Annotated in this window: 16 protein-coding genes and 1 pseudogene; 1 reads left to right on the top strand and 16 read right to left on the bottom strand. The window is 37.9% G+C overall.

Annotated elements, in window-relative coordinates; translation table 11 throughout:
• Positions 1-5 precede the first annotated feature (5 nt).
• The 4 genes from M44_RS11805 to M44_RS11790 all read right to left on the bottom strand — a co-directional run bounded on the left by M44_RS11805 (position 6) and on the right by M44_RS11790 (position 3,474).
• Positions 6-1,142: a bifunctional cystathionine gamma-lyase/homocysteine desulfhydrase gene (locus M44_RS11805; protein ID WP_010173847.1), complete on the bottom strand. Its 1,137-nt coding sequence runs from the start codon at positions 1,140-1,142 to the stop codon at positions 6-8.
• Complete coding sequence (locus M44_RS11800) at positions 1,143-2,066, bottom strand: PLP-dependent cysteine synthase family protein (protein WP_010173846.1); 924 nt, start codon at positions 2,064-2,066, stop codon at positions 1,143-1,145.
• 65 nt (positions 2,067-2,131) lie between these two features.
• Positions 2,132-2,821, bottom strand: coding sequence for a 5'-methylthioadenosine/S-adenosylhomocysteine nucleosidase (gene mtnN / locus M44_RS11795; RefSeq protein ID WP_010173845.1), 690 nt, complete (start codon positions 2,819-2,821; stop codon positions 2,132-2,134).
• 14 nt (positions 2,822-2,835) lie between these two features.
• Positions 2,836-3,474, bottom strand: a complete 639-nt coding sequence (locus tag M44_RS11790) for a class I SAM-dependent methyltransferase (protein ID WP_010173844.1) — start codon at positions 3,472-3,474, stop codon at positions 2,836-2,838.
• Between the two features lie 204 nt (positions 3,475-3,678).
• Here M44_RS11790 and M44_RS11785 point away from each other — a divergent pair, with 204 nt between their 5' ends.
• Positions 3,679-3,885, top strand: coding sequence for a YrzA family protein (locus tag M44_RS11785; RefSeq protein ID WP_010173843.1), 207 nt, complete (start codon positions 3,679-3,681; stop codon positions 3,883-3,885).
• A gap of 38 nt (positions 3,886-3,923) precedes the next feature.
• Here M44_RS11785 and M44_RS11780 read toward each other — a convergent pair whose 3' ends face one another.
• The 12 genes and pseudogenes from M44_RS11780 to M44_RS11730 form a co-directional block, all read right to left on the bottom strand.
• A complete protein-coding gene (locus M44_RS11780; protein WP_010173842.1) occupies positions 3,924-4,574 on the bottom strand; it encodes a YrrS family protein in 651 nt (216 codons plus the stop codon).
• A gap of 63 nt (positions 4,575-4,637) precedes the next feature.
• A complete protein-coding gene (locus tag M44_RS22705) occupies positions 4,638-5,960 on the bottom strand; it encodes a penicillin-binding transpeptidase domain-containing protein (RefSeq protein WP_010173841.1) in 1,323 nt (440 codons plus the stop codon).
• 41 nt (positions 5,961-6,001) lie between these two features.
• Positions 6,002-6,289, bottom strand: a complete 288-nt coding sequence (locus M44_RS22700; RefSeq protein ID WP_155814958.1) for a hypothetical protein — start codon at positions 6,287-6,289, stop codon at positions 6,002-6,004.
• Between the two features lie 134 nt (positions 6,290-6,423).
• Positions 6,424-6,900, bottom strand: coding sequence for a transcription elongation factor GreA (gene greA / locus M44_RS11770; RefSeq protein WP_010173839.1), 477 nt, complete (start codon positions 6,898-6,900; stop codon positions 6,424-6,426).
• A gap of 139 nt (positions 6,901-7,039) precedes the next feature.
• Positions 7,040-7,681, bottom strand: a complete 642-nt coding sequence (udk, locus tag M44_RS11765; RefSeq protein ID WP_010173838.1) for a uridine kinase — start codon at positions 7,679-7,681, stop codon at positions 7,040-7,042.
• A gap of 10 nt (positions 7,682-7,691) precedes the next feature.
• Positions 7,692-8,962 (bottom strand): annotated as a pseudogene (locus tag M44_RS22695) (peptidase U32 family protein).
• 26 nt (positions 8,963-8,988) lie between these two features.
• Complete coding sequence (locus M44_RS11755; RefSeq protein ID WP_010173837.1) at positions 8,989-9,918, bottom strand: peptidase U32 family protein; 930 nt, start codon at positions 9,916-9,918, stop codon at positions 8,989-8,991.
• 5 nt (positions 9,919-9,923) lie between these two features.
• Entirely contained in the window at positions 9,924-10,562 is a 639-nt protein-coding gene (locus tag M44_RS11750; RefSeq protein ID WP_010173836.1) for an O-methyltransferase, read from the bottom strand.
• Positions 10,563-10,782: 220 nt separating this feature from the next.
• Positions 10,783-11,871, bottom strand: coding sequence for an endolytic transglycosylase MltG (mltG, locus tag M44_RS22690; protein WP_010173835.1), 1,089 nt, complete (start codon positions 11,869-11,871; stop codon positions 10,783-10,785).
• Between the two features lie 134 nt (positions 11,872-12,005).
• Positions 12,006-12,293, bottom strand: coding sequence for a DUF1292 domain-containing protein (locus M44_RS11740; RefSeq protein ID WP_010173834.1), 288 nt, complete (start codon positions 12,291-12,293; stop codon positions 12,006-12,008).
• A gap of 15 nt (positions 12,294-12,308) precedes the next feature.
• Entirely contained in the window at positions 12,309-12,725 is a 417-nt protein-coding gene (gene ruvX / locus M44_RS11735) for a Holliday junction resolvase RuvX (RefSeq protein WP_010173833.1), read from the bottom strand.
• Position 12,726: 1 nt separating this feature from the next.
• Entirely contained in the window at positions 12,727-12,993 is a 267-nt protein-coding gene (locus M44_RS11730; RefSeq protein WP_010173832.1) for an IreB family regulatory phosphoprotein, read from the bottom strand.
• Positions 12,994-13,014 lie beyond the last annotated feature (21 nt).

Raw genomic sequence — 13,014 nt, 5'->3', positions numbered from 1 at the left:
TCCAATTACTCAGCTAACGCTTGTTTAATGTCTTCCATTAGATCTTCTACATCTTCAAGTCCAACAGAGATTCTAACTAGTCCGTCAGTAATACCAAGCTCCAATCTTCTTTCCCTCGGGATGCTTGCATGGGTCATTCTTGCAGGAACAGAAATTAAGCTTTCAACAGCCCCTAAGCTTTCTGCTAAGGTGAAGTACTTTGTTTTTGCTAATAACTTATCTGCATTTTCTTCTGAACCCACATCAAATGAAACCATTCCACCAAAGCCACGGCTTTGCATTTTACTTAATTCATGCTGAGGATGGGAAGCTAGTCCTGGGTAGTATACTTTAGAGACACTAGGGTGCTCGTCAAGGAAACGAACTAGTTCAACCGTATTCGCTTCATGCTCTTCCATTCGTACACCTAATGTTTTAATTCCTCGGATCAATAGGAATGAGTCTTGAGGACCTAGCACGCCACCTGTTGAGTTTTGAACAAAGTGTAGCTCTTCACCAAGCTCTTTAGAATTCACAACGACTAAGCCTGCTACGACATCACTGTGGCCACCTAAGTATTTCGTTGCACTATGCAGAACGATATCAGCGCCAAGTTCAATAGGGTTTTGCCAATATGGCGTGCTAAATGTATTATCCACGATCGTTAACAAGCTATGTTTCTTAGCGATGTCAGATGCACCTTTTATATCTGTAACCTTTAATAGCGGGTTTGTTGGCGTTTCAATATAAATAGCCTTTGTATTTGGTTTGATTTCGTTTTCAATCGTGGCCAGGTCACTTGTATCAACAAATGTACTTTCGATACCAAAACGAGTTAACACTTTACTCATCACACGGTACGTTCCGCCGTATACATCATCCGTCATTAACACATGGTCACCTGTTTTAAATAGCATCATAATGGCTGTAATAGCTGCCATTCCAGAGCCAAACGCAAATCCTCTTTCTCCGCCTTCTAAATCTTTAATTAACTCCTCTAAAGCATGACGCGTGGGGTTTCCTGTTCGGGAATATTCATATCCTTTAAAGTTTCCTACTCCGTCCTGCTTATAAGTAGACACTTGATAGATTGGTACATTCACAGCTCCCGTTAACGGGTCAATTGGCTTCCCACCATGAATTAATTGTGTTTTCTTTTTCATTTAAATACCCCCCTGATAGATTTTCTTACTTAAATATCTTTCACTTGAATCTGGAAATATCGTCACGATATTTGTCCCTGGATTTGCCTTTTTCGCTTCTATTAACGCTGCATGTAAAGCTGCACCAGAAGAGCTACCTACAAGCAGTCCTTCCTTTACAGCAAGTTCTTTCACTCGGTTAAACGCATCCTCATCATATACGGTATGAACACTTTCAAAATAAGAACGGTCCATGTAGTCTGGAATAAATTCCATACCAATTCCTTCCGTTTTATGTGGCCCAGATTGACCGCCATTAATAACAGACCCTTCTGGCTCAACGATCACTGTTTTTATTGAAGGGTTCTTTTCTTTCAGGTACTTGGCTGTTCCCATAAAGGTTCCTCCAGTTCCTGCCCCTGCAACAAACACATTAATATGTCCATCTAACTGTTCCCATAACTCTGGCCCTAATGTTTTGTAATACGTTCTTGGGTTAGCAGGATTTTGGAATTGTTGAGGACAATAGGCTCCTTCTATTTCTTGCTCTAACTCTTTAGCCTTAGCAATGGCACCCTTCATACCTAGTTCAGTTGGAGTATTAATGACTTTTGCGCCTAAAGCTCTCATTAACTCTTGCTTTTCCATACTAAACTTTTCTGGCACTACTACCATTACTCGAACATCAGAATGAACTGCTGCAAGCGCTAAACCTATTCCAGTATTACCTGCTGTCGGTTCAATAATGGTACCTCCAGGTAATAATTTTCCCGTTTCTAATGCTTCTTGTAAAAGCTCTACCCCTAAGCGGTCTTTAATACTTCCACCAGGTTGATAGAATTCTAACTTGGCAAACAATCTTACTCCTTCAGGTAAAGGGAATTGAGTGATTTCCATTACAGGAGTATATCCAATTAATTCATGAACATTTTTAACAACCTTCATTTCTCCACCCCTTGTGTAAAAGATAGAAGGCCTTCTAAAGGCCTTCTACAAATGGCATCGTATACTTAAAGTGCTTTTACAATCTTCATAACAAGATCGCTGGAGTTCACCGCTGCTTTTTCTAGATATTGATCAAATGATACATTTGACTCTTTCCCAGCGATATCTGATAACGAACGAATTATAACAAATGGAACTTGGAACTGGTGAGCAACTTGAGCTACCGCGGCAGCTTCCATCTCAACTGCTTGTAATCCTACAAATTTATCCCGTAAGCTATCTACACGAGCAGGATCATTCATAAAGCTATCACCCGTTGCAATAAGTCCTGATTTCACTTGAATTCCTTCAATATCTTTAGCAGCCTTAACCGCAACCGACTGTAACATTTCGTCTGCTTTAAAAGCGGCTGGCATCCCTGGAACTTGACCATATTCATAATTGAATGCCGTTACGTCTACATCATGATGACGAACCTCAGTAGAGATAATCACATCTCCAACTTCTAATTGAGAGTCAAATCCACCAGCTGAACCTGTATTAATGACGTGATTGGGTTTGAAGTGATAGAGTAAAATGGTAGAGGATAACGCAGCATTCACTTTACCAATTCCTGAACGTAACAAGACAACCTCTTTGCCATTCATCCATCCTTTTGTATATTGATAACCTGCTAATTCCATTGTTTCGGCTTGCTCCATATGGCTTCTTAATAATGAAACTTCTTCTTCCATTGCTCCGATGATTGCGATCATAGTTTAACACCCTTCTATTCTTTAGTCGCTACCATGAGCCAGACAAAATCATTGCATCGTAAGAATTCTACACGAAAACCGGCATTCAAAAGACCTTCTTCTAAAACAGGTAATGTTGTGTAGTATTCTCGCTTAAGATCCTTAGCAAGATCTACAAATCCTTTTTGTAAAGCATCTTCAATGGCTTCGTTATACGATTCCTCTGACTCATAGCTAGTATCTGCAAAAACTATTTTACCACCTTTTTGGAGTAGCTTTCCATAGTGATGGAATGCTTCATGCTTTTCTTTATCTGTTAAATGATGAAATGCATACGTACTTACAATAGTTGATGGAATAAAGTCGATGGAGAAATCAAGAAAGTCACCATCTATAATCTCAACCAGGTCACCAAGCTTCTCTTTCCCTACTTCTCTCATCTCTGGTGAAGGCTCAACCGCCGTAACAGTAAGACCCCTATCCAACAGCTTTTTCGTTAAGTTTCCAGTACCACATCCAAATTCAAGAACATGGCCTTCTGATGCATCAGCAACCTTTGCTAAAATTTCTTCATAGCCTTGGAATACTGCTTTATATTGTTCATCCTGTCCTGTAACTGTATCATCATACGATTCAGCCCATTCTTCGAATATATCTAAAAACTCTCTTCCCATTTAAGAGCACCTCAGATCTAATTATAATAATTCCTATAAGTATACTATGAATTAAAATAAAAACTGATATTAATTTATCATATGAAGGTTGGTTCTGCAATGGAAATACTTTAAAACCCCCTTGAAATGTGACGTTAGCAAGACGCGAACCCTTTAATCATGGTACTATAATCAAGGAATAATCAAGAGAAGCAGGTGATCTAGTTGAACTTTCAATTAAATTTAATTCAGGATAAAATCGAGTTTTTTGAAGCTCGTGACATTCAAACTTTAGAGAAAAAAGTATCAGATAAAGTTGAACAGAACCAAGCCTTATTTTTAACGGTTGCTTCTGTAACTCATCAAGCCTCATTTGATCCCGATGGGAAGCCGCTTTATACAGCTGCTGTACACTTTAAGTTAAAAGCGTAGAAGAATGAAAAAAGGATGGCGATTTGGCCATCCTTTTCTTAGTTATATGGATTTGTTTCTAATACTTCGACTTTTTCTGGAATCCAACCTTGGTCGTTTTGCCAAGCCAAATATACACGATAGATAGTTGACCCAGATGAGACCACACCAACGGAGTGCTGAGGAGAGCCCCCATTTTCAATTCTCCAAACGGTCATGCTGTCTTGTGATAAATCAGTTGCATAAGCGATGGCTTTAAGCTTCTCTGTCCAGTCTATGTGAGTGGTATCATAAATTGAAACATGTTCGCCACTTTGTTCTGTCCCAACAGGTTCCCAAGCAGAATTAGTATACGTCTCGACTACATTAGGATCATTTGATTCTGTGTCCACAACCATAGAATCTTCTTCTGAGGGTTCTTCTTCTATGGATTCCTCTTCAGTGTTCGATTCAACCTCATCTGATTCATCTGATTCTATTGCTTCCCCAGACTCCTTCGATGAATCCATGTCTTTCTCTGTGTCAGACCCTGATATGTTTTGATCATTTTCTTCTGTTTGAGCCAAATCTTCCACCATTTCTTCAGGAGAAGAAATGATCGAATAGGCTACAACAATTATTGCAATAACGATGAGACCTATCAAACTGTTTAAGACGATATTGGTTTTTCTTCTTCTTGAATATCGGTCGGTTCTTGACTTATTCCCCATCACGTAACCTCCTAATCTTTCTCTATTTGAAGATTATCATACTTCACTTGAAGAAAAAAGAATTTATTCATGACTATACAATATGTTGACGATATCATAAAACATTTTTTGACCACTTATCCCAGCTTCCGATGTGTTTTCATTCACCACCACTAATACATATTTTGGTTGATGGAATGGAAAGTAACCTGCAAACCATTTATGATAGGTTTCATTACCTTGTTCCTCCATTACTTCGGCAGTGCCAGATTTACCAGCTACTGCAACAGGTAAAGAACGTAGTGAGTGACCAGTACCCTTTGGGGATTCTACTACATATCTTAGGTACTCCTGGAGTTTCATAGTGGTATATGGAGACAAACCGTCACCATCCATTCGTTGTTTGGAAAAGGAAAAGTAGGACGTACCGTTTTGAAATTGTATCTGATTTACTCCTTTCACACTATAGCGGTCTCCTCCATTTGCAATTACATTCATTAAACTGGCTACACCTAACGGGGTTACCTGAACATCACTTTGACCTATTCCTGTTTCTTTTAAGCGTTCAGAGTTAATCGGAGCTGAAGATAAAAAAACTCTACCTTGATCCTCATCTAGCTGGCGAAATTCTTCAACATGAAATACCGTTCCCTTCCAACCACTTCCTCCAATAAGCCCTAACTTATTAGCATATTTTTCAAGTAAAGCAGGATCTTTTTCACCAAGTCGTTGAGATAGCTCTGCAAATGTTCGATTACAACTAAAAGCTAAGCTTTCTTTTACTGTCAACATTCCTTCGGGGCGATCTACTTCTTCATGTCCGTATATATCCTTGCTGCAATCAAATGTTTCTCGCTCATCAATTAAGCCTTCTTCAAACGCTGCAGCTAATACCACCATTTTAAAAACACTTCCAGGTGTTACCTGTTTAAACATTTTATTTTCAATTCCTTTTGAGCTATACGGGTCTCCTATTGAAAGTTTTGGACGAGAAACGGAAGCTAAAATTTCACTCCTTTTAGCGTCTAACAGTAAGACCCCTCCCGAATGAATACCTATGCGGTCCAAATACGCTTCAAGTTTCTCTTGGATATTCTTATCAATTGTTGTTTGTATCATCAATGGAAAGTAAGGATTGGTTGGCGCGGTATATTTCACATCTAGCCCAAAAAGCGGTTGCCCTAATGCATCCACATGATAGAGGAGTTTCGTCGTCTGGTCAGAAATTAACCATTCATCAAATTGCTTTTGTAGTCCCGATTGTCCAATTGGCTGCGTATCCTTTCCTTCTGACCAAGGATATCTATTTAAAAACTCTTGTTCGTTTTCACCAACAATACCTAAAAACTGAGTCGCTAATTGATAAGACGGTAGGATTTTATTAATTTGAACACCATGTAAATTCATTTCTTCATCTACTGAATCATTTACTAAATAAGGGTTGACGGTTAAACTCTCTTTTTCTCTTCGTGAAAATACTTTCTGATGGAAGGAAATATGACGACTTGCTGAGATTTCTTAAAAGATAAAGGCTGGCCATTTCGATCCACAAAATGCCCTCTTCCTTCATCTATGGTATATTGAACGGTCCTCTGCTTTACACTAGCATTTAATAAATTTATACCCCTTTTTGAGTAATGTTCTGTCTCAAATAGCTGAATTTGAATGAGCTTCAATAGAAGAATAGAAAATCCTATTACATATACAAACGCAAGCGTTTTGACCCTACTATTCACAACCCCCACCTCATCACCATTTTGCACCAATTAATGTAGTATTATGTAATTTCACCTAATAATTCCTAATAATCTTTTCATCTTTCCATATAAAAAAAGAGACCGTTACTAAAACAGTCTCTTACTCCTCAAACTTATTTAATTCCTGTAATACGCACTTGCATTTCTCCACCTGGAGTTTGAATCGATACTTCGTCCTCAACTTTTCGACCCATTAAGCTTTTAGCAATCGGTGAATCATTTGAAATCTTGCCTTCAAATGGATCTGCTTCTGCACTACCTACAATGGTATAAGATTCTTCTTCACCGTCTGGTAGTTCAACAAATGTAACCGTTTTACCTAACGTCACTGTATCAGAGTTCATTTCGTCTTCTTGGATGATTTTTGCATTACGAATCATTGCTTCTAGAGTAACGATACGTCCTTCAACGAATGCCTGCTCTTCTTTGGCAGAATCGTATTCTGAGTTCTCAGATAGATCTCCAAAACTTCTTGCAATCTTAATTCTTTCTACAACCTCTTTACGTTTCACGGTTTTTAATTGTTCTAGCTCATTCTCTAATTTTTCTTTACCTGCCTGTGTCATCGGGTATACTTTCTCAGTAGCCAATTCCCTTCACTCCTTCTAAAATAACACCTCGAACTAATCGGGGCTGCGTTATATGGACATAGCGCGGCCTCTAGTAGGTCGCGCTTGTTTTGGGACATATTGAAAATCTGTCCAATTTTTGTTTATCTATGCTATCGTATTATAAAAATGTCTTTTGTTCAAGAATTGTTTGAATTTTTGTGACCATTAAATCTATTGCAACGTGATTATGTCCACCTTCTGGAATAATAACATCAGCATATCTCTTTGTCGGTTCGATAAATTGATTGTGCATTGGTCGAACCACATTGACGTATTGTTCGATCACAGACTCAATACTACGTCCTCTTTCTTTAATATCACGTAACATCCGTCTAATGATGCGAAGGTCTGCATCCGTATCAACATAAAGCTTAATATCCATTAGATTACGCAAACGTTCATCTTCTAATACCAAAATTCCTTCGACAATGATAACATCCTTAGGTGCAATCGTAATCGTTTCAGACGAACGTGTATGCATTTTGTAGTCATACACTGGTTTTTCAACGCTCTTATAATATATTAGTTGTTGTAAGTGCTCAATTAATAGATCATTATCAAATGCCAAAGGGTGATCATAATTTGTCATAAGTCTTTCTTCAAATGGAAGATGACTTTGATCTTTATAATAATAATCCTGTTCTAGCATAAGGATTGAGCGGTTTTTAAAGGATTCAAAGATAGATTTCGTTACACTTGTTTTACCAGAGCCTGAACCTCCGGCTATTCCAATTACTACAGGTTTACGTTCACGTTCCATGCTTTAATCTTTATTTCTCCTTTCGCATCATGTTGAATGCATATACTGGTTGGTCACATTTAAACTTAACAATCTGCAGAGGGTGGCGAGCAGCATCAAGCTCATTTCCTTTTTCATCCCAAATTTTATCAATCTTCACTTTAAAGTTCTTAATTTCTGGACCGAAAAATTCTACCTCATCTCCAGGGACGAAATGGTTACGTTGCTGTAATGTCACCATCGCTGTTTCTTGGTCATAATCTAATACTAGTCCAATAAATTCAGTGGTTGTTTTTCGACCATGAACACCATACATTTGCTCTTCAAAGCCTGGTACTCCTTCGAAGAAAGCAGATGCTGTATCGCGGTTTGCACATTTCTCTAATTCTTCTAACCATTCACGTTTGATTTTGAAGTTTTCTGGATCAGCACAATAAGCGTCAATCACTTTTCTATAAACACTTACTACAGTAGCAACGTAGTGTATAGACTTCATACGTCCTTCAATTTTAGTGAGTCAATTCCAAGCTCAATCATTTTAGGAATAGATTCTACTAGTTTTAAGTCTTTAGGACTCATAGCAAACGGCGCATCCTGGCTAGAAAATAAGGCTTGCTCCTCTGATTGATTTAGTTCATATAAATCGTAGTCCCAACGACAAGATTGACAGCATCCCCCGCGATTTGAATCTCTGGCTGTCATATGATTACTTAATACACAACGACCAGAATAGGCAATACACATTGCTCCATGTATGAAGGCCTCAATCTCGATATCCACTTTTTCTTTCATTTCTTGGATTTCATCGGCGCTTGTTTCACGCGCTAAGACAACACGCTCTAAGCCTTCTTCTTTCCAAAATTGAACAGCTTTCCAGTTAGAAAGCGATTGCTGGGTACTTAAGTGAATTTCAAGCTGAGGTGCTACCTTTTTACACGTTTCGATGATAAGTGGGTCTGCCACGATTATACCCGCAACTCCCGCTTCTTCAAGACCTCTTAAATACTCTTCTAGCCCATCAATATTTTCATTATGTGCGAAGATATTCGTCGTTACGTAGATTCTTGCCTTATACTTTTTGGCAAACTCTACGCCTTCTTTCATTTCCTCTTGAGTAAAGTTATCAGCATTTGAACGTAAACCGTATTCTTGTCCACCTATAAAAACAGCATCGGCACCGTACCGAACAGCTATCTTAAGCTTTTCAAGATTACCTGCTGGTGCAAGTAACTCAGGCTTTTTGACTATGACACGTTTCCCGTCAACTATTTTAGAAATTTTATCTTCTAGAATGGCTGTCATATTCTTTCCTCCTCTTTCGCTAATTATTAATAAACTGTCTCTTTAAAGAAGAATCCTGTATCAAGTGGACGATTTGCTGGCTGAATTTGTTGAGCTTTTTCAAGTAATTCGTCTTTACACCCTTCGTACTCTTCTTCACTAATTAGTAAGCTATTAATCGCTTTTCTGTATAGCTTCGTTATTTCTACAATATACTCAGGAGTTTTTAATACCCCGTCAATTTTAAAGGAATCAATCCCTGCTTCCACTAGTTCTTGTAGCTCGTCAATGATACATATATCATTTGGACTCATAATGTGCGTACCGTTAGCATCTTCAAAGATCGGATACTTATTTTGACGCTCTTTATCATGTAGGAACATATTCTTTTGTTCTTTTCGGTTTTCAATTTCCATCGCTTTACCTTGATACTCAAAGTAGTTCCCGAGTAAAGAACGTTTAGATTGGAACATACATGTCATTCCATGTACCTGTACTTCAATCTCTACTTCAGCATGCTCTTTTGTTTCAACGATGCTATCCATATTTAATTCTCTAGCTAGTACGGCACGATTTGCGCCTCTTTTCCCCCAATAATTGCAGGTAAAATAGTTCGTAGAGGTTGTTTCAGTATTCCATATTAATTGTATATGTGGAGCTACTTCTTTTACCGTCATTAAAACAGCAGGATCTCCAAAAATAATTCGGTCTACTCCTACTTCGGATAAAAATTGGACATAGCGTGATAGTTCCTCTACTAAATCATTGTGGAAGATAGCATTCATGGCTACATACACTTTTTTACCTTGAGAATGAGCCAGTGCAGTCGCTTCTTTCACATCTTCCTTCGTGAATTCACCGGCAAGACGAAGTCCAAATTTTTGTTCTCCAATCACAAAAGCATCGGCTCCTGCAGCCATTAGATCTCTCATATTCCTAACACTCGTAGGTGTTACTAAAAGTTCTGGTTTCTTCATTATTTTCACCTCTTTTTTGTTATCGCTAATCCATCTCCAACTGGGAGAATGGCCGTTTTATATTTTTCGTGATTCATTAGCCACTCATTGTATTGATGAATCTTTTTAACGAGTGACCGTTTATTTCGACTTTCTATTGATTCTATATCGGCGACATAGCCTTTAAAGAGAACATTATCTGTATAGATTACTCCCTCTTCTTTAAGCATAGGAGCATACAGGCTAAAAAACTTCGGATACTGACCCTTTGCGGCATCAATAAATAGGGCATCAAAGGGACCATGTTGCAGAACCATTTCACTTACTTCTAAGGCATCACCTTCGATTAGGTGAATCCGTTGTCCACTCTCGTGTTGAGTGAGATATTTTTTTGCATCCTTTATTCTCTTTTCGTCTCTTTCAATTGTTACAATTTCTACATTTGGCAAACTTGTAGCCATTCGTAAGCTTGAATAGCCAATCGCCGTACCTATTTCTAGTATTTTCTTTGGTTGTTGAAGAGACAGTAATTGAAGCAATGCTTCCATACCAACTATCTCCATTATCGGTACAGAATGCCAAACTGCATACTCTTCCATTTCCACAAAAAATGATTCTCGCTGAGGTATTAGCTTTTCTATATAGTGATGAAGTTGATCTTTCATATTGAAACCTCATCCTTTCTGATCACATTAAGATGCATTTATCATAAAAAAGAAAGCTCTATAAGCTTTCTACTCGTACATATGCGTGGCTAGGTATAAAAACACTTTGACTATTTTACCACAAACAAAGAGGAAAGAGAATATCTCTTTCCTCTTGTTCACAGATTAGTTATTTAAAATATATTCGCTTCGTTTGCTTTCATGTTCTTCATAACTTTCACTAAATAAAACTGTGATTTCCCCATTTACTTTTTGCAGCTAAGAAATAATAGAAGTTTGTATCATCAGGAAATAAAGCCGCTTCAATAGAGGACTTACCAGGGTTTGAAATAGGACCTGGAGTTAAGCCTTTATTTAAGTACGTGTTAAACGGTGATTCATATTGATAATCTGATTCAAAAACTCTTTCTTTATGCTCACCCATCCCGTATAAAACGGTAGGATCTGTTTGAAGGGGCATACCATCTTCCATACGATTATAAAATACAGAAGAAATTTTCTTTCTGTTCTCATCATCCGTTGCTTCTTCCTCAATAAGAGACGCTAGCGTAAGTAGTTCGTGTGTCGTCATTTCTTTTTCTACCATTACAGTATTAAATTCATTCACAATCTTACTAGTTTGAGCTATAAAGGTCTCTACTATTTCTTCAAGAGGAGGCTTTTCTTCGTAGAAGTCATACGTTGCAGGATATAAGTATCCTTCCAAAGCATAACGGATGTTTTCGTTATCCACTTCATCCGTAATGAGAGTAGGATAGGCCTCTTTCATCTTCTGAATAAAATCCGGGTTGGTGACGAGATTCATAAACTCTTCTTGACTGTATGGCGTGCTGCTATCAATGACCGTAGCGATAACGTCAAGGGTTAAGCCTTCTGGAACGGTCACTTTAAAGACCGCTTCTTCATAAACCTTACCAGATTTCAAAGACTCAATTATTTCATCTAACGTCATTGTTTTATTTAATGCATACGTGCCTGCCTGAAAATCTGACTGATTATTAAATTTCACATAATATTTGAAGATGGTGCTGTTAGAAATTACACCGTTCTCTTCTAAAATATTTCCAATAGTTGTTACACCAGAACCAATAGGAATTTCTACACTAATCGGTTCTGAATTTGTTTCACTGACTGGCTCTAATCCAGACTTCACATAGTAATACCCACCAAAGGAAACTCCTGCAATTACGATGATAAGTACCACCATTATGATCAGTACAATGCGTCTAATAATTTTCGCTTCTGCTTGTCTTTCTTTCAATCGTTTCCACCATATCTCTTTTTTCGTTTGGTTTTCGTTCTCAGCCATTTTCAAATTCCCCCTTTTTTCGAGCGAAACTGGCAGGTTATTTACGAATTTTCTACATACTATCCTATTATACAAAAAACAGGACAAAAAAAAATAAGAGATAGATGAGAACATCTATCTCTATTTTTTACCCGTTATTCTTCTTCCTCATTGTCTAAGAATGTATTAAGCATTTCTTCAATCAGATCCCATTCTTCTTCTGATTCAATTGGTTGAAGTTCTCCATCTTCACCATCAGCGTTTGGATTGAAAGCAGATGCATGAATTTCGATTTCCTCTTCATCATCTTCTTCTGCTCCAATTGGGTAGTAAAGAACGTAAGATTTGTTAAATTCTTCTGATTCAAATGTAAATAGTACTTCGCAAAGTTGCTCGTTACCTTCTTCATCAATAACTGTAATTTGTTTTTCACCGTGTTCCATTTTATTCACCTCTAATTATTTTTGACGGTCTAGATAGCCTTGAAGGATCATTACCGCAGCCATTTTATCAATAACTTTCTTTCTTTTACCTCTGCTTACGTCGGCTTCTATAAGAACTCGCTCTGCCTGCATCGTGGTTAATCGCTCATCGTAATAATCAACTGGAATTCCAAATTTTTCTCGAAGTCCTTCCCCATATCTTTGGGAAGCCTCTCCCCTCGGACCCATCGTATTATTCATGTTTTTCGGTAATCCTACTACGATTTTTGAAACTTCGTATTCTTTCACTAATTCTTTAATACGTTCATACCCTAGAAAACCAAGTTCTTCATGAATTTTAATGGTTTCAATTCCTTGAGCTGTCCAACCAAATGCGTCACTTACAGCAACACCAACCGTTCTTGTCCCAACGTCTAGCCCCATGATGCGCATATTATCCCTCTTTATGTTGTTTTAAATATGATTTCACTAATTCTTCTATCATTTCATCCCGTTCAAGGCGTCTAATAATGTTTCTTGCATCCTTATGTCTAGGGATATAAGCAGGGTCTCCAGATAATAGGTACCCTACTATTTGATTAATAGGATTATACCCTTTCTCATGAAGTGCTTCATATACCGTCATAAGAACCTCGGTTACATCTTTTTCAATTGGTTCTTCTGGAAAATTAAATCTCATCGTTTTGTCAAAAGAGCTCATTGTTCACACCTCGCTTAAGGG

The sequence above is a fragment of the Bacillus coahuilensis m4-4 genome, assembly GCF_000171615.1.
Lineage (GTDB): Bacteria > Bacillota > Bacilli > Bacillales > Bacillaceae_K > Bacillus_T > Bacillus_T coahuilensis.
This window is presented reverse-complemented; position numbering and strand designations above follow the sequence as displayed.